At 74.0% G+C, this 17,435-nt stretch carries 14 protein-coding genes; 6 read left to right on the forward strand and 8 right to left on the reverse strand.

Going from position 1 to position 17,435, the window contains the following annotated elements; all coding sequences use genetic code 11:
• Positions 1–84: 84 nt before the first annotated feature.
• From FHU30_RS08000 to FHU30_RS08025, 6 genes are all read left to right on the forward strand, one after another.
• Positions 85–1,233 carry a Gfo/Idh/MocA family protein gene (locus FHU30_RS08000; RefSeq protein ID WP_253873516.1) on the forward strand — a complete coding sequence of 383 codons (1,149 nt, stop codon included), beginning with the start codon at positions 85–87 and terminating at the stop codon, positions 1,231–1,233.
• Complete coding sequence (locus FHU30_RS08005) at positions 1,230–2,105, forward strand: TIM barrel protein (protein ID WP_253873518.1); 876 nt, start codon at positions 1,230–1,232, stop codon at positions 2,103–2,105. Before FHU30_RS08000 ends, FHU30_RS08005 begins: the two co-directional genes overlap by 4 nt.
• Positions 2,102–3,118, forward strand: coding sequence for a 5-dehydro-2-deoxygluconokinase (iolC, locus tag FHU30_RS08010; protein WP_253873519.1), 1,017 nt, complete (start codon positions 2,102–2,104; stop codon positions 3,116–3,118). Before FHU30_RS08005 ends, iolC begins: the two co-directional genes overlap by 4 nt.
• A gap of 69 nt (positions 3,119–3,187) precedes the next feature.
• Entirely contained in the window at positions 3,188–4,189 is a 1,002-nt protein-coding gene (locus tag FHU30_RS08015) for a sugar ABC transporter substrate-binding protein (protein WP_253873521.1), read from the forward strand.
• Positions 4,186–5,265 carry an ABC transporter permease gene (locus FHU30_RS08020; protein ID WP_253873523.1) on the forward strand — a complete coding sequence of 360 codons (1,080 nt, stop codon included), beginning with the start codon at positions 4,186–4,188 and terminating at the stop codon, positions 5,263–5,265. Before FHU30_RS08015 ends, FHU30_RS08020 begins: the two co-directional genes overlap by 4 nt.
• The gene (locus FHU30_RS08025) at positions 5,262–6,089 is read left to right on the forward strand and encodes an ATP-binding cassette domain-containing protein (protein ID WP_253873525.1); all 828 of its coding nucleotides are present in this window, start codon (positions 5,262–5,264) and stop codon (positions 6,087–6,089) included. The genes FHU30_RS08020 and FHU30_RS08025 overlap by 4 nt, the downstream gene beginning before the upstream one ends.
• Positions 6,090–6,132: 43 nt before the next feature.
• Here FHU30_RS08025 and FHU30_RS08030 read toward each other — a convergent pair whose 3' ends face one another.
• The 8 genes from FHU30_RS08030 to FHU30_RS08065 all read right to left on the reverse strand — a co-directional run bounded on the left by FHU30_RS08030 (position 6,133) and on the right by FHU30_RS08065 (position 17,245).
• On the reverse strand, positions 6,133–7,872 hold the full coding sequence (locus FHU30_RS08030; protein WP_253873527.1) for a serine/threonine-protein kinase: 1,740 nt from the start codon (positions 7,870–7,872) through the stop codon (positions 6,133–6,135).
• An 89-nt stretch (positions 7,873–7,961) separates the two neighbouring features.
• A complete protein-coding gene (locus FHU30_RS08035; RefSeq protein ID WP_253873529.1) occupies positions 7,962–8,246 on the reverse strand; it encodes a hypothetical protein in 285 nt (94 codons plus the stop codon).
• A gap of 81 nt (positions 8,247–8,327) precedes the next feature.
• Positions 8,328–9,875: a serine/threonine protein kinase gene (locus FHU30_RS08040; RefSeq protein ID WP_253873531.1), complete on the reverse strand. Its 1,548-nt coding sequence runs from the start codon at positions 9,873–9,875 to the stop codon at positions 8,328–8,330.
• Positions 9,835–11,367, reverse strand: a complete 1,533-nt coding sequence (locus FHU30_RS08045; protein ID WP_253873533.1) for a phospholipid carrier-dependent glycosyltransferase — start codon at positions 11,365–11,367, stop codon at positions 9,835–9,837. Before FHU30_RS08045 ends, FHU30_RS08040 begins: the two co-directional genes overlap by 41 nt.
• 174 nt (positions 11,368–11,541) lie before the next feature.
• Positions 11,542–14,694 (reverse strand): coiled-coil domain-containing protein, encoded by a 3,153-nt coding sequence (locus FHU30_RS08050; protein WP_253873535.1) that lies wholly within the window; start codon positions 14,692–14,694, stop codon positions 11,542–11,544.
• Positions 14,691–15,440, reverse strand: coding sequence for a DprA-like winged helix domain-containing protein (locus FHU30_RS08055; protein WP_253873537.1), 750 nt, complete (start codon positions 15,438–15,440; stop codon positions 14,691–14,693). Before FHU30_RS08055 ends, FHU30_RS08050 begins: the two co-directional genes overlap by 4 nt.
• On the reverse strand, positions 15,433–15,993 hold the full coding sequence (locus FHU30_RS08060) for a hypothetical protein (protein WP_253873539.1): 561 nt from the start codon (positions 15,991–15,993) through the stop codon (positions 15,433–15,435). The genes FHU30_RS08055 and FHU30_RS08060 overlap by 8 nt, the downstream gene beginning before the upstream one ends.
• Entirely contained in the window at positions 15,986–17,245 is a 1,260-nt protein-coding gene (locus FHU30_RS08065; protein WP_253873540.1) for a hypothetical protein, read from the reverse strand. Before FHU30_RS08065 ends, FHU30_RS08060 begins: the two co-directional genes overlap by 8 nt.
• Positions 17,246–17,435: the final 190 nt, after the last annotated feature.

The raw sequence follows: 17,435 nt of genomic DNA on the forward strand, positions 1-17,435 counted from the left end.
TGGTCGCGCCTCGCCCGGGGCGTTGACGGGTCTGGAACGCTCCAGCACACTCGGGGCTCACCCACCCCCGCCCGGGAGGGAACCATGAGGATCGCACTCGCCGGCGCGGGCCGGATCGGCGCGCGGCACGCCGCCGCCCTGGCCCGCTCGTCCCACGTCACCGAACTCATCATCGCCGACGCCGACCCGCACCGCGCCGCCGCCCTGGCCGCCCGCCTCCGCCCGGCCCACTCACCCCCGCCGCCCACCACCTCCGAGCAGCCGACCAGCCCGCCCGCGTTCGAACCGATGGCGTCTGCGTCTGGCGCGGCCGCTGCTTCCGGGTCCGCGTCCGGCGCGTATGCGGGCGTCGCGTCCGCGGGCGCCTGTGTTGCGGTTCGTGCCGTTGCTTCTGTGGACGAGTTGTTCGCTGCGGGTGCGGACGGGTTCGTGGTGGCGGCGGCCACGGATGCGCATGCGGTGCTGGTGGAGCGGGCCGTGGCGCAGGGGACTCCGGTCTTCTGCGAGAAACCGCTCGCCCCGGACGCGGATGGAACGCTCCAAATCGTCCGCGCCGCGTGTGAGGCGCGGGTTCCGGTGCAGGTCGGGTTCCAGCGCCGGTTCGACGCCGGGTACCAGGCCGCGCGGGACGCCGTCGCGTCCGGACGGCTCGGCTGGCTGCACACCGTCCGGTCGTGCGGCTTCGATCCCGCGCCGCCGCCCGCCGAGTACGTCCCGACGTCCGGCGGGCTGTTCCGCGACTGCCTGATCCACGACCTCGACTCGATCCGCTACGTGACGGGACGGGAGGTCGTCCGGGTCGTCGCGGCCGGGGCCAACCGGGGGGACGCGTTCTTCCGCGAGAGCGGCGACGTGGACACCGGCGCGGCGCTGCTCGTCCTGGACGACGGGACGCTCGGCCTCATCGCCGCGACCAGGTACAACGCGGCCGGGTACGACGTCCGGCTGGAGGTGTTCGGCTCCAAGGACAGCGTCGTCGCCGGCCTGGACGACCGCACGCCGATCACGCCGCTGCCCGATGCGGGCCGGAGCGGCCCCGCCTACAGCGGGTTCCTGGAGCGCTTCGCCACCGCCTACGATGCCGAGCTCGCCGCGTTCGTCCAGGTCGTGGCGGGAACCAGGGCCAACCCGTGCCCGCCGGAGGAGGCGCTCGAAGCGTTCTACCTGGCCGAGGCGTGCGACCTGTCCCGGCGCGAGGGCCGCGCCGTGGACGTCGAGGAGGTCCGGCGATGACGGCGCGCAGCGCGGTGAAGGTCGCGGGGGCGCCGATCTCGTGGGGTGTGTGCGAGGTGCCCGGCTGGGGGCACCAGCTCGCGCCCGGCAGGGTGCTGGACGAGTTGGCCGCGCTCGGCCTGGACGCCGTGGAGCGCGGCCCGGACGGCTTCCTCCCGGACGATCCGGACGAACGCGACGCGCTCCTCAAGCAGCACGGCCTGCGGCTGGTCGGCGCGTTCGTCCCAGTCGTCCTGCATGACCCGGATGACGATCCGCTCGGCGAGATCGCAACGGCCCTGGACGCGCTGCCCGCCGAGACCGTCCTCGTCCTGGCCGCCGCGACCGGCCTGACCGGCTACGACACCCGCCCCGCGCTCGGCCCGGACGAGTGGCGGACGCTGCTCGCCAACCTCGACGCGGCCACCCGCCACGCCGAGGCGCGCGGCCGGACGATCACCCTCCACCCGCATGTCGGCACGGTCGTCGAGCGGAAGGACGAGGTCGCCCGCGTCCTCGACGGCTGCGCGGTCCCGCTCTGCCTCGACACCGGACACCTCCTCGTCGGCGGCACCGACCCCGTGGCCCTCACCCGCGAGGCCGCCGCAAGGATCGGGCACGTCCACCTCAAGGACGTGGACGTCACGCTCGCGCGACAGGTGCAGGCAGGCGAGAGGCCCTATGCCGAAGCGGTCGCGAGCGGCTTGTACCGCCCGCTCGGCCAGGGCGGCGTCAACGTGGAGGCGATCGTCCGCGCCCTCACCGATGCCGGATATGACGGCTGGTACGTCCTCGAACAGGACGCCGTCCTCACCGAGGAGCCGCCGACCGGCCGCGGCCCGGTCGAAGAGGTCGCGGCAAGCCTCGCCTACCTCACCGGGATCGCCCCATGACCCCGGAGCCGAACCGCCCGGCCGCACCGGATCCGGACGGCGCGGGCGTGCCGGAGCTGATCACGATGGGGCGGGTGGTCGTCGATCTGTACCCGCACCAGAGCGGCGTGCCGCTGGAGGACGTCGAGACGTTCGGCAAGTACCTCGGCGGCAGCCCGACGAACGTGGCCGTCGCCGCTGCCCGCCTCGGCCGCCGCGCCGCCGTCATCACCCGCACCGGGGACGACCCGTTCGGCCGGTTCGTCCATAAGGCGCTGCGCCGGTACGGGGTGGACGACCGTTACGTCACGTCCGTCCCCGGCCTGCCGACCCCGCTCTCGTTCTGCGAGATCTTCCCGCCGGACGACTTCCCGCTGTACTTCTACCGCTACCCCAAGGCCCCCGACCTGGTCATCCACCCCCACGAGCTCGACCTCGAAGCGATCACGAAAACGAAGCTCCTCTGGGCGACCGTCACCGGCCTCTCGGCAGAACCGAGCCGCACGGCGACGATCGCCGCACTCGAAGCACACCCCCAAACGACCGTCCTCGACCTGGACTGGCGTCCCACCCTCTGGGCCGACCGCTCCGAAGCGCGCCCGCGCGTCCACGAAGCGCTCAAACACGCGTCCGTCGCGGTCGGAAACCAGGAGGAATGCGAACTGGCGACCGGCGAGCGCGACCCGCACAGGGCCGCCCAAGCGCTCCTCGACCACGGCCTCGCCCTGGTAGTCGTCAAACGCGGCCCGGACGGCGTCCTAGCGATGACCCAAGACCGGACAGCCGAGGTCGCGCCCGTCCCCATCGAGGTGGTGAACGGCCTGGGCGCGGGCGACGCGTTCGGCGGCGCGCTGTGCCACGGCCTCCTCGCGGGCTGGGGCCTCGAACGCGTGCTCGCCTTCGCGAACGCCGCGGGCGCGATCGTCGCGTCCCGGCTGTCCTGCGCCGAGGCGATGCCCACCGCGGACGAGGTGGACGATCTCCTGTCCGAACAGTCACTTCTACCCGTCCCGCCCGCCGAGAAACAGCCGTGACCTGGAGCGCGGAAGGGGCCAAGATGAACTCCATCCGATCGCCCGCCCCCCACCGAACGGAGACCGGCCGTGACGACACCGACGCCGCGCAGACGACTGCTGGCCCTGACCACCGCCGCGCTGGCGCTGACCGCCGCGCTCGCCGGATGCAGCAGCTCAGGGGGCAAGAGCGCGGAGCAGAAGGGCCCGAACCCGGTGCGCGCCGGCGGCCCCCGGCTGAAGATCGCGATGATCACGCACTCCGGGCAGGGCGATACGTTCTGGGACATCGTGCAGAAGGGTGCGCAGGCCGCCGCGACCAAGGACAACATCGAGTTCCAGTACTCGGCCGACCCCGAGGGCGGGCGGCAGGCGCAGTTCGTCCAGACGGCGATCGACAAGCACGTGGACGGCATCATCGTCACGCTCGCCAAGCCGGACGCGCTGAAGGACGTGCTCGCCCGCGCCGCCGCCGCGAAGATCCCGGTGGTGTCGATCAACTCCGGCGCGGACGTCTCGGCGAGGCTCGGCGCGCTCGTCCACTTCGGGCAGGACGAGAGCGTCGCCGGTGAGGCCGCCGGGCGGCAGCTCGCGAAGATCGGCGCGAAGAAGGCGCTGTGCGTCGTGCACGAGCAGGGCAACGTCGGGCTGGAGGCGCGCTGCGCGGGCGCGAAGAAGACCTTCGGCGGAACCCTGCAGAACCTGTACGTGACCGGCACGAACATGCCGCAGGTGAAGTCGGCGATCACGGCGAAGCTGCAGGCGGACAAGGGCATCGACGGCGTCCTCACGCTCGGCGCGCCGTTCGCCGCCACGGCCGTCCAGTCCGCGCAGGAGGCGGGCAGCAAGGCGAAGGTCGGCACCTTCGACATGAACAAGGACCTGATCGCCTCGATCAAGGACGGCTCGATCCAGTTCGCCGTCGACCAGCAGCCCTACCTCCAGGGCTACGAGGCCGTGGACGAGCTGTGGCTGTACAAGGCCAACGGCAACGTCCTCGGCGGTGGGCAGCCCGTCCTGACCGGCCCGGCGATCGTCACCAAGGACAACGCCGACCAGATCGCGCCGTTCGCGCAGCGGGGGACCAGGTGACGGCAGCGCTCACCGAGGGCGCCGCGGACGAGCGGGTCGCGCGCCGCAACCCGCTGCGCCGCCTGCTCGTCCGGCCCGAGCTCGGCGCGCTGATCGGCGCCGCCGCGCTGTTCGTGTTCTTCTCCGTGACGGCCGACGCGTTCCTGCAGACGTCGTCGTTCTCGACCGTGCTGTACGCCTCGTCCACGTTCGGGATCATGGCGGTCGGGGTGTCGCTGCTGATGATCGGCGGCGAGTTCGACCTGTCGGCGGGCGTGCTGGTGACCAGCGCCGCGCTGGTCGCCTCGCTCGTGTCGTTCCAGCTCACGCTGAACGTGTGGGTGGGCGTGCTGATCTCCCTGGTGGTCACGCTCGCGCTCGGCGTGCTGAACGGCCTGCTCTACGTCTGGACGAAGCTGCCGAGCTTCATCGTCACGCTCGCGACGTTCCTCATGCTCGCCGGGGCGAACCTCGGCGTGACGAAGGCGGTCACCGGGAACGTCGCGTCCGACTCGATCAGCGACATGGACGGCTTCAAGAGCGCGAAGAGGGTGTTCGCGTCCGAGATCGGCGTGGTGGACCACCAGATCAGGATCAGCGCCCGTCCGGCCGTCTTCACCGGGCCGCACGTCAGCATCACGGTGCTCTGGTGGCTGCTGTTCACGGCCGTCGCGACCTGGATCCTGCTGCGCACCCGCGCCGGGAACTGGATCTTCGCGGTCGGCGGGAACGCCGCCAGCGCCCGCGCGGTCGGCGTCCCGGTGGCCCGGACGAAGATCGGGCTGTTCGCCGGGGTCGCGTTCTGCGCCTGGTTCTCCGGGATGCACCTGCTGTTCGCGTTCGCGACCGTCCAGTCGGGGGAGGGCGTCGGGAACGAGTTCTTCTACATCATCTGCGCGGTGATCGGCGGCTGCCTGCTGACCGGCGGCTACGGCTCCGCCGTCGGCGCCGCGATCGGCGCCTTCATCTTCGGGATGGTCAACAAGGGCATCGTGTACGCGGACTGGAACCCCGACTGGTTCCGGTTCTTCCTCGGCGCGGCGCTGCTCGCCGCGACCGTCGTCAACCACCTCGTCCGCCGGCGGGCCGAACGGTGACCGCGCTGGTGAAGCTGAGCGGGGTCGGCAAGGACTACGGCAGCGTGATCGCGCTGCGGGACGTCTCGCTGGAGGTAGCCGCCGGGCAGGTGGTGTGCGTGCTCGGCGACAACGGCGCGGGCAAGTCCACCCTCATCAAGATCATCGCGGGCCTGCACCGGCACGACACCGGGACCTACGAGGTCGCGGGTGAGCCGGTGTCCTTCGCGTCCCCGCGCGACGCGCTCGACCTCGGCATCGCGACCGTCTACCAGGACCTCGCCGTCGTCCCGCTCATGCCGGTCTGGCGGAACTTCTTCCTCGGCTCGGAGAAGCGGGCCCGTTTCGGACGGCTCGACGTCGAGTTCATGCGCCGCACCACCCGGGACGAGCTGCTCGCCATGGGCATCGACCTGCGGGACGTGGACCAGCCGATCGGCACCCTGTCGGGCGGCGAGCGGCAGTGCGTCGCGATCGCCCGCGCCGTCTACTTCGGCGCGAAGGTCCTCGTCCTGGACGAGCCGACCGCCGCGCTCGGCGTCAAGCAGGCCGGGGTCGTGCTCCGCTACATCGTCCAGGCGCGCGACCGCGGCCTCGGCGTCGTCTTCATCACCCACAACCCGCACCACGCCTACCCGGTCGGCGACCGCTTCCTGATCCTCAACCGGGGGCGTCCGCTCGGGTACCACGACAAGTCCGACATCACCCGGGAGGAGCTCACCGCGCTCATGGCGGGCGGCGCGGAGCTGGAGCAGCTGGCGCACGAGCTCCAGGCCACCGGCGCCGCGGAGGCCGCCCGCGAGGTCGAGGACGAGACCCGCAGCCTGGGCATCCAGGACCCCTGATCCCACGGGTCCGCCGGTTCCGCCGGGGCGGCCTGGCCTGGTCCTAGGTCCAGGTCGCCTTGGCGAGGACCTGGTCGAGGCCCGGCGTCTGCCAGAAGTCGACGATGAGGATGTTCGACTCGGGCAGGTACCAGATCCGCTCGGTGTAGGACGTGGCGGTCCGCGTCTTGAAGCCGCGTCCGTCGGTCGCGTCCCGCGTCCAGCAGGGGACGGTCCACTCGAAGTACTGCGCCTTGTGCGAGCCGACGGGCTTGAACGAGCTGACCGTCCGGGACGCGCCGTGCTGGGCGTCCGAGACGCGCAGCTTGTTGTCCGCCGGGCAGTCCATGCCCTTGTCCTCGCCGAACATCCCGCCGAACGGCTCGGTGGCCTTGAACTTCGCGGCGAGGTAGATGTCGCTGTGGGTGCTGAAACTCGGGCCCATCACCGCGTAGCCCTTGCACTGCGACAGGTTGTACGGCGAGAACTGCTTGTCGGACGGTGTGCAGCCCGGGCTCGCGCCCTGCGCGACGAGGTAGCTGTCCCCGAAGGGCTGCCCGCCCGTGCCGAGCGTCATCGGATGCAGCACCCACGGCACGGGCGTTCGGAGCGAGATGCGTCCGACCGTCATCGCCTTCGTCGGCGCGGTCGCCGCGACGTGCTTCTTATGGGACGGCTTGACCGCCTGGTACACGCCGTATCCGGCGGCCCCGGTCGTGAGGAGCGCCGCCGCCGCGATCGCGAGCCCGGTCTTGCCGCCGAGCAACGCACTGGCCCCACCGCCCGCCGAAGCCGTCCCCGCGCCCGCCGTCCCCGCACCCGCCGTCCCCGCACCGGCCGTGCCTGCGGTTCCGGCACCGGCGGCTCCTGCGCCCGCGCCTGCCGCACCGGCGCCTGCACCTGCACCCGCGCTGGCGCTGAGCGCGGCCAAGGGGAACAGGGATGCCAGCGCCATCGCCACGCCCGCGAGGACCCGCGCGCCGCGCGACTCCCAGTCGGGTCCGTAGGCGGCGCGCGCGGCGTCCTCCAGCTCGCGGACGAACACGGCGGCCCCCGGCGGGCGGTGCTCGGGCGCCTTGGCCATGCCGCTCATGACCAGCGGACGCAGCGGCTCCGGGACGTCCTCGACCGGGACGGCCCCGGTGAGGTGCCCGCCGCGCGGGTCGTCCGCGAAGGGCCTGCGCCCGGTCACGGTCTCGACGAACACGCAGGTCGCGGCGTACACGTCGGCGGCCGGGCCCGCGGGCTCGCCGAGCCACTGCTCGGGCGCCATGTACGCGGGCGTGCCCGCGCCGGACGCCGCGCCCGCCATGGTCGCCACGCCGAAGTCGATGAGCTTGCTCCGGCCGTCCGCCGGGACGATCACGTTGGACGGCTTGTAGTCGCGGTGCACGACCCCGGCCGCGTGCGCGGCGGCGAGGCCGAGCAGCGACCCCTTGAGGACGGTCAGCGCCGCCTCCGGCGCGAGCGCCCCGTACCGTCCGAGGACCTCCCGGAAGGACACGCCGTCCACGGCCTCCATCACCAGCGCGAGCCCCTGCTCGGCCTCGACGAGCTGGTAGAGCCGCGCGACGTGCGGGTCCCGGACCCGGCCGAGCAGGACCGCCTCGTCCCGGAACCGCGCGCGGGCGCCGGACCCGGCGTCCCCCAGCAGGTACTTGACCGCGACCAGGCCGCCCGACACCGCGTGCCGAGCCAGGACCACCCGGCCCTGCCCGCCGCGTCCCAGCTCCCGGATCTCCACGAACCCGTCGATGCGCCACTCCACGAGGTATGGACGCGCCTCACCGGTTTCCGGTTGCACCTTTTTCCCTAACGAATCCGAGGAGCCAAAGTCCTGGCCGTAATCGGGGCTCCGGGCTCGCGGGCGGGACCTCGCCGCGGTGCGGGTGCTCAGCGCGGCGGGTCCTCCTCGTCCGCGTAGGCCAGGGTGAGGACGGCCCGGGCGGCGTCCGTCCATCGGTCGATCGCGCCCCGGGACATCGTCCCGCCGGGCCCGGGCAGGCGCGCGACCAGCCCGGCTACGGCCGGGTCCAGGTCGCGGGCCGGCGGGGCGGCGTGCGCGCCCGGGTGCGCGCCGGGGTGCGGGCCGACGACGCCGGTCTCCGGGAGCCCGGTGAACCGGCCCGCCATCCGGGCCTGCGCTTGCGCCATCTCGTGTGCGCCACTGTTCGACATGAACGGCAACCTAGCCACGTCCGGCGCATCCCGGACGCATGATCTTCTCCGCTTTTGCCGTGGTGAACCGAACCGTTTCCCCTAGGGCCAGGTCGCGCGGCGGAGGACCGCGTCGAGATCGGGCGTGTTCCACGCGTCCACCACCACGATCTGCGCGGACGGGACGTACCAGATGCGTTCGGTATAAACCGACCCCGTCCCGTCGCCCTGGCGTTCGAAGCAGGGCACGCGCCACTGGTGGAATTCGGCCGGCCGCTTACCGAGCTGAAGGGTCTTCGACGCCGTTTGGGACGCGCCCTTGGCGGCCCCTCCCGCGACGAGCTCGGGATGCCGGGGGCAACTCATCGAGATCCGGGAGGAGAAGGTGTCCTTGGGGTCGTACGGTCCGCCGCCGTACGCCTGCGACTCGGACTTGTCGAAGAAGCTCGGCCCCATCACCGCGAATCCCGGGCACGACCCGAGGCTGGACGCGGCGGGCTGCGGGCATCCGCCGGCGAGCGACACGTAGTAGCTGTCGGAGGCGCGTCCCTTGACGGCGATCGGCAGCGCCTCCCAGGACGAGGGGGCGCGCATCCCGAGCCGTCCGAGCGTCAGGGCCTTGCCCGCCGCCGCCGAACGCTCCGCCGCCGCCCGCTGCGAGGACGCGTGCGGATCGACGGCCATGTAGATCCCGTACCCGCCGACCGCGAGCACCGCCGCGACCGCGACCCCGGTCGCGGCCAGCTTCCGGCCCCGAGGGACCCGGACCCGGCCTCGTCCCGCGCGCGCACGAGACCGTCCACTACGCGAACGCGGGGGAGGAGGAGAATCGAGGAAGCGGTCGGGGGCGGCCAGGGCGGTGAGAGCCCGGCGGCCCCGCGGTTCCCAGTCGGGGCCGTAGGCGGTGAGCGCGGCCTTCTCGACCTCGTCGGCCATCACGGCGGCGTCGGACTGCCGGTGGCGCGGGTCCTTGGCCATGCCGGACGCGACGAGCGGGCGCAGCGGCTCCGGGACGTCCCCGGACGGGATCGGCGCCGCGAGGTGGCCCTCCTCCGGGGCGCCGTACGGCCGGTGCCCGGCGAGGGCCTCGAAGAAGACGCAGGTCACCGCGTAAATGTCGGACGAGGGCGACGGTGCGCCCCCGTGCCACAGCTCCGGCGCCCGGTACACCGGCGAGGTCTGCCCGGCGTGGTCGCCGACCGCGAAATCGACCAGGACGGCGCGTCCGCTGTCCCGGATGAGGATGTCGCCGGGCGTGCAGTCGCCGTGGACGACCCGGACGGCATGCGCCGACGCGAGGCCGAGCAGGGCGTCCCGCAGCAGGACGAGCGCGGCCTCCGGGGCGATCCGCCGCTCGCGGCGCAGGATCTCGCGGAGCGCGACGCCGTCCACCCGCTCCATGACGACGGCGGTGCCGTGCGAGTTCTCGACGAGCTGGTAGGGGCGGGCGACGCGCGGATCGCGCAGCTGCCCGAGCGCGCCTGCCTGGCGGCGGAACCGGTCCCGGGCCGCCGGGCTGACCGCGGGCTCCAGGTACCGGACGACCACCGCGGACCCGGACGTGCCGTGCCGGGCGAGGACCGTCCTGCCGCGCGGCCCCCGGCCGAGCTCACGGACCTCGTCGAACCCCGCGACCCGCCACTGCGCCACCCCGACTCCCTTCGGCCTCCCCCCAGGCCGTCCCGGAGGCGACGGCGGGGGAGCTGATCTGTCCGGGATTATTGCGTGATGCGCAGCTCAACGCGAGTGCGAGGCAGGCGAACGGCACCGCGGTGACGACGTAACGGTAGTCGAACTCGGCGGTCGCGGCGGGCAGCACGACCAGTCCGGCAGCGGCGGCCCAGGGCCCGGCGGCGAGCCGTCCGGGCAGACCGCGCCGGACGAGCGCGAGGACGATCCCCGCCGCGAGGATCAGCCCGACCATCGTCCCGCGGAGGAAGAAGACCTTCTGGTAGAGGCCCGCGAAGCCCGCCCAGGGCTGGAAGACCGTCGTCTGGACGGGCCCCTGCTCGTACTGCGCGGCCCGGCGGTACAGGGCGGCGGCGTGCCTGCTGCGCGGGTTGTCCGAGATCGGCGCGGGCCTGGGCCCGAACTGGTAGCGGTCGTAGGTCAGCCGGTCGGGGAAGACCGTCCGGGACCAGTCGAAGGCGCGCAGCGTGTCGTGCGAGACGGCCTTCAGGTAGTCGCCGGGCTGCGCCTCGATCGCCCGGACGGCGAACCGCTCGGCCATGTGGTTCTTGCGCCGGCTGTAGCGCCCGCCGCGGATGTGGTTGAGCGGCGACGCCGCCGCCCAGATGTAGTTCTGCGAGATCATCCGCCTTTCCGGCGGCACCTTCGTGCAGAGTCTCCGCAGCTCGCGCGGTGGGTGGATCTTCTCGCAGTCGGCGAACCTCATGACCCGCCCGTACAGGAACACGCCCGTGCTGCGGTTGAGCGCGAACTCCCCGTAGTGCGAGTTGAACCACATCCCGTAGGCGAGGACCGGCGCGACGCATCCGGCGAGGACGAGCGCGGCCGTCCCGAAGCGCCGTCCCCAGGTCTGCCGCGCGCCCAGCAGGACGGTCAGCAGGACGCCCGCCACCACGGCGATCCCGGTCGGGCGCGTCACCACCGACGCGCCCGCGACCAGCCCGGCCGCCGCCACCGCCCACGGCCGCGGCGGGCTCCGCCACAGGACGAGCGCGAACGCCGCCATCCCGATCGCCAGGAACAGCGTGTCCGACAGGATCATCCGTTCGAGCTGGATCTCGTAAGCGTCGAACAGGACCGGCGCCGCCGCGAGGAGCGCCCCCCACTTCGGCACCCCGTACCGCCACGCGAGCGCGTACACCAGGACGCCGACGGCGAGCCCCATCACGTGCTGCGTCGCCATGACCAGCGTCAGGCTATGGAACGGTTTCAGCAGCCAGAGGTAGATCGAGTACCCGCCCGGCCGGGGCAGGCCGGGCCGCCCGTCGATCGCCTCGTCCAGGTAGGTGAAGCTGTCGGTGAACCACATCGCGGGCCGGTACCCCAGCGCCGCCACCAGCCGCAGCAGCCCCGCGACCAGCAGCGCCACCACCAGCGGCGCGTGCGCCCTGACCGGCTGCCACCGCCCGGATGTGCGCGCCCGCCCCCGCCCGAGCCGGGCTCCGGCCGTCACCGGGATCGGCCGGAGCCGTGGTTCGAATTCCGTCGCTGGAACGGGTCCGGCACCTAACCAGAGCCGCTGGAGCCGCGTCCAGACCACCGCCGATCACCCCCTTGCGGTGACCTACCGGTAAGCCGGGAAAGCGAACCTCCCCAAGGGCAATCTCATCTCCAAGTCTCATGCATGTCACTCGGCGGGAACCGCGGCCTCCTCGCCGCCGGGAACCGCGGCCTCCGCGCCGCCGGGAGCTGCGGGGACGGGCTGCGCGCGGGCCGCGGTCATCGCGGCGGCGAGCCGCCGCACCCGCGGCTCGTGCTCGTCGTACCCGACCACGACCGGCGGCTCGTTGTACGGCATCGTGTCGGACGAGCGGCGCAGCTTGATGTACTGCCCGCAGGCGTCGATGGCGTAGGGCTCCATGTCGTCCTGGAGCGCGCCGATGACCGTGATGCCGTGCTGCTCGCCGATCTCCCGGAACAGCGCGACGGCCTCCTTGCGGTGCTCCTTGCCGAGGTTGCGGCCCAGCTCGTCCAGCACCAGGCACAGCCGCCCGCCGCCGGACGACGCGAGCGCCGCCGCGCACACCAGCTTCACGGCCTTCTCGTCCATCAGCGCCGTGTTCGCGCGCCGGTTGTACGGGACGTACCGCTGCCCGTCGCTGCGCCGCCACTTCGGCGTGACCCGCCAGCGCCACTCCTGCTCGGGGTCGCCGGGCGGCTCCGGTGTCGGGAACTCCAGTGTCGCGCCGTACCCGCCGTACTGGACGTCCAGCTTCTCGAACTCCTCGGCGACCCGCTGCAGCCGGCTGCGGATCGCGGCGGTCAGCGCCGTCCGGTGCGCCTCGGCGGCGCCGGCGGCCTCGTCCGCGCCCTTGCTCGCCTTGTCCAGGTCGGCGCGGCGCGCCGCCATCTGCACCTCGATCTGCCGGCGCTGGTGCCGCTCGTAGTCCTCCTGCTGGCGCAGGTACGACTCCAGCGACCGCACCAGCCGCGGGAACGTCGCCTGCTCCCGCTCGGTCCGGCGGCCCTCGCCCTCGACGCGCTCGCGCAGCAGGAACCGGACCTCCTCCGGCATGTCCTCGTCGTTCACGCCGTCCGGGAAAACCCGGCGCAGCGCCTCGGACAGGTGCTTCTCGGCGGTGTGCCACCACTCGTCCGGCGTCCAGGTGCGCTCGTCGGCGGTCAGCGCGCCGAGCCACTCGGCGGCGGCCTCGCGCGACTCGCCCCACTCCTTCTCCAGGACGTCCAGACCGAGCGCCGCGCGCCGTCCGCCCAGCTCCGCGGCCTTCGCGGCGAGCTTCTCGCGGTCGCGCTCCAGCGCCTCCCGGCGGCCGCGCAGCCGGTCGACCTCCAGCGCGCGCGTGTCCGCCTTCGCCTGGAGCCGCCGCAGCGCCTGCTCGGCCGACCCCATCCGCGGTCCGAGCTTCGCCTCGCCGCCGGCCAGCTCCTCCAGCTCCTCGCGCAGCGCCGCCATCGCCTCCCGGACGGCGTCCAGCTCGGCCCCGGCCTGCGCCCCGCCGAGCCGCCGCGTCGCGAGCGCCACGTCGGCGGCGGCGTCCGAGGTCCGCTGGCGCGCCTCCTCCAGCGCGTTCTGCGCGTCCGTGACCCCGGCGCGGGCGGCCTGCACGCGCGCGACGCGCCCGGTCACCGGCTCGGGGAACCCCCCGAGGATCACCACGCCCGTCCCGTCGCCGCTTTCGAGGGCCGCGAAGAACCGCGAAAGCGGCAGATCACACCGGACGCCCTCGGGCAACGCGCCCTTGGCCTCGGGCGCGGCTTCAGTGAGCGCGCCGTCCGCAGGGACGATCATGGAGCCGGGGAGCGACCCGAGCGCCTCGGACGCGGCGGGCAGGTCAGCCGCGTCCAGGACGACCGCCTCCCGGTACGGCCACAGCGCGGCCTCCCAGCGGTCCCGGACGTCCTCGGCCAGCTCGACCGCGTCCAGCAGCCCGACGGACGCGACGCCCGCCCCGGCCAGCGCGCGGATCTGCGCGGGCGCGCTCGACTCGCCCGCCTCCGCCTCGGCCAGCGCGCGCTCGGCCCGCGCGACCGCGCCGCGCGCCATGCCGAACTCCTGCTGCGCCTCGTCCCGGCGGGCCTCGGCACCGGCCAGCTCGCGGCGCGCGGTGTCCTCGTCGCGGCCGTCCGCCTCGCGGCGCCGCTCCTCCAGCGCCGACACCCGGCGCCGCAGCTCCTCCATCCGGTTGCGCGCGACGGCCTTGTCCGCGCCGAGCTGGTCGGCGCGGCCTTTCAGCTCGGCGAGCGCCGCCTGCGCCTCGGCGACCTGCGCGTCCAGCGCGCCGCCGGTGAGCTGCTCGGCCTCCTTCTCGGCCGCCCGCGCCGCCTGCCGGACGGTCTCCGACTCGTCCTCCAGCGCGGCCAGCTCGGCGGCGAGCGAAGCGTCGGCCTCCGCCGCGTCCACCAGGAGCCGGGCCTGGCGCGTCCGCCAGTTCCGCAGCGCCGCCGCGACCTCGGCGCGCGCCTTGTCGCGCCGGTCGAACGTCTTCAGCAGGGACGCCGCCTCGCGCTCCCACTCGGCCAGCCGCGCCGTCGCCTCGGCCGCCTTCGCGCGCTCGCGGTGCTCCTCGGCCCGCGAGACCCGCTCGGCCTCCAGCTCCCGGTCCAGGCCGGTCAGCGCCGCGATCGCGGAGAAGATCCGCTCCGGGCTGATCTCGTTCAGCGGCTGCGACAGCAGGTTCGTCGCGACCCTCGACCGGACGGACGTCGACAGGAACGACACGCACCGCACCTGCCCGCCGTACAGCACGCGCGACAGGTCCTTGGCGACGAAGTCGCGGCGGCCCGCGCTGCGCGGCAGCGACGCCCACAGCGCGTCGGCCATCGTGACCCGCTCGGCCTCCGACGCCGCCGACGCCAGGTGCACGCCCTGCCGCCAGCGCAGCTCCAGGTGCGGCGCGTCCGCGTTCACCCGCAGCCAGACGGTGAGGGCGTCCGAGCCGTCCCCGTCCGCGTGGTCGAACACCCCGACGATGTAGCCGTGGTCGGCCGACGCCCACTGCTGGTCGCCCTGCGCGGCCAGCTCCGCGTTGAACAGCAGCTCCGCGACCGCCCGCGCGCCCGACGCGAACCGCCACTGCTCGTCCCCGAGCAGCGCCGTGATCGACGCGATGAACGACGACTTGCCCGCGCCGTTGGAGTCCTTCGGCCCCTGCCCGGCGACCACGATCAGCGTCCCCGGCACGGTCGGCACCGGATGCGTCGAGAGCCGCGAGATGTTCACCGCCTGGACGGCGACCAGCGTCCGCCCCCCGACGACGTCCTCGGCCTCACCCCCGGCCCGGGCCGGCCCCGGCACCAACGGATCAAGAACAGCGCTCACAACCCCTCCTCCCGGACGTCCTGCGTTGACACGTCTCCCTGCTCCACCCCGGCCCGCTCAGCGGAGGTTTCGCGCCTTGCTGCGGCTTCTTGTTCGGCGCGTTCGCGGCTGCGGCGGCGGGCGCGGATCGTCGCGGCCAGCGGCGAGTCCGGGCCGGCCGCGAGGATCAGCTCCTCCTGGAGGCGGCGGCGCGCGGCCGGTGTCAGGCGGTGGAACTGCGGACCCGGGACGAAGCCGCCCGCGTCGGCGCCGTCGGTCCGGCCGTCCGCGCGGACCTGGGTGACCAGGCCCGCCAGCCGCAGCCGGCGCAGCGCCGACTCCAGCTCGCCGATCGGCAGCTGGGAGCGGCGGCGCAGCTCCTCCAACGGGGTCGGGTGCGGCGACAGCCACGTGTCGTCCGGCAGCCGGCCCGCCGCGCGCGGGATCGCCACCGAGTGGATCAGCACCAGGGCCAGGACGGCCCGGTCCCCGGCGGGCGGCACGCACGCGGGGTCGCGGGCCAGTTCGGCGGCGACCTCGTCCCGGTAGCCGGACGTCCAGGACGTCCGGTCCGCGCGGATCAGCGTGCGACCGGACAGGTTCAGCATCGCCTCGACCGTCCGGCGGGACGCGGGCTCGCGCAGCCCCGCGAAGCGCGCCTCCGGCACCGGCTCGGCCGCGTGCTCGACCGCCATGTACGCCGCGACCAGCTCCGACCGCCGCCGCTCGTCGTAGGACCGGAGCAGCGGCTCGAACGCCTCACTCACCCGCGATCACCCCCTGCGGCGGCTCGGGCAGGCGGCGCAGCAGGTCGCGCAGCGGGCCGAGCGAGTCGTCCGGCCACAGCGCCACGCGCGGACCCGGGCGGACGACCCCGGCGGCCTCGTCCAGCAGCAGCCAGCCGGTGTCCGACAGCCGCCGCAGCTCGCCGGTCGCCCAGCGCCGCGCCAGCTCGGCGTCGCCGCGCGACATCCCCCCGTACACCTCAAGGACGGCCTGGACCGGCGCGGCCTCGCCCGGCCACGGCGCGTCGTCCAGGCGCGTCCAGCAGCAGCGCAGCGCCGCCGCCAGGACGCGCCGCGCCTGCCCGGAGCGGTCCAGCGGCATCGGCGCGGTGTCGTACTCCTCCAGCAATGCCGGAGTCGCTCCGTCCGGCCACGCGGACAGCAGCCACACCCGCTCCCCGTCGGACGCGGCCACCACCCCGGGCGGCGTCGGCTCCGTCACCGCCTGCGACGCGCCTCCCAGCACGCGGGCGCGCGCCCGGGCGAGAACCCCCGGATCCACGTCCGCCTTGGACTCGGCGCTTGCCTTACTCATCGGCTCCCGCCTTTCGGGGAGCGGCGACGTGCTTCACGTCGGTGCGCTCGAAGGTGCCGGGGGAGAGCCAGGTCGGGGAGCCGTCCGGCCGGACGGCCAGACCGTCCGACCAGGTCAGCCGGTAGGGCAGCTCGGGGTGCAGGTGGGCGGACGACAGGTCGGCGAGGACGCGCCGGGCGGTCGGCCAGTCCTGGGTGAGCAGGTCCTCGACGGCGATCCGGTCGCGGCCGCGGAGGGCCTGCTCGGCGACCGCGCGCAGGCGTTCGGTCGCGGTCGCGTCGCCGCCCGTGTCGTCCGAAAGGCCGGGATCGGGGACGGACGGCCGCGGCGGCGCCGGGCGCGGCGGGGTGGCGCGCGGACCGTCCTCCACCGCCTGGACGACCGCGGACGGCTCGTGCCACGGCGCCGGCGCGTCGAAGACGAAGCCCTCCAGGACGGCGGCCAGATCGTCGCGGGACGCGGTGCGGGCGAACGTCCGCCAGGTCTCCGGCGGCAGCAGGGTCAGGTTCCGGGTCGTCCCGGCCGAATCGGACAGGCGCGCGGCGGCCCGCCGGGACGCGTCGCCGTAGGCGTAGATCGCGGTGCGCAGGTCGGTGCAGGCCCGGTCGAGCTGCGGCCAGCGGCGCAGGATCGCGCCGTGCAGCCGCTCGGCGCGCTGCAGGATCTCCTCGGTGCCCCATAGTTTTGGCGCCTGCTCGCGCAGCTCCTCGATCGTCCCGTTGGTGAGGGTCAGCAGCTCGACGCTCCACAGCCGGAACGCGCGGGCGAGGCCCGCCGCGCCGTCCCTGGCCTGCGCGGGCGTCATCCGCGGGTCCGCGACGTTCAGCTGTTCGAGCGCGAGCAGCCGGTGCATCTCGGACTGGCCGCCGTCCAGCATCATCCGCCGGACGAACATCAGCCCGACCACCGAGGTGAAGGACGCCCGGTAGCGCAGCTGGTTCGGCTTCGGGAACACCTCCCGGACGGCGCCGAGCCCGCGCAGCACCCGCAGCCGGTTCTCGAACACCTCGGTGGGGTAGCGGCGGCACACGTACCGCATCTGCTCGCGGCTCAGCCCCTCCTCGCCCGCGTCGGCGAACGCGGCGAGCAGCGTCTCGGCGACGTCCACCAGCTCCGGGTCGTCCACGACCGCGCCGCCGTCCCGGGCGAGCGCGGCGAACATCTGCCGGTACACGCCCAGCACGGCCTCGCCGACCAGGGCGTCGTCCAAGGTCGGCGTGGTGTCGGAGGTCGGATCGGAGGGGTGGGACACGGCGAACTACGGTAAGGCCAGCGGGCCCCGAGGGTGGAATCGGAGCCGCTCGGGCGTGTTCGGCGGGAACGCGCCGTGCCCGCCCGGTCACGGTCCGGCGGCATGTTTTCGGCCCTCCAGGTAAAGCGGCGGGAGATAGTTCTCCGTAGCGATTCCGGGACGCGGCCCCGGACCGGGTGAAAGACTCCCG

This window comes from Actinomadura rupiterrae (genome assembly GCF_024172125.1).
Classification (GTDB): Bacteria; Actinomycetota; Actinomycetes; order Streptosporangiales; family Streptosporangiaceae; genus Spirillospora; species Spirillospora rupiterrae.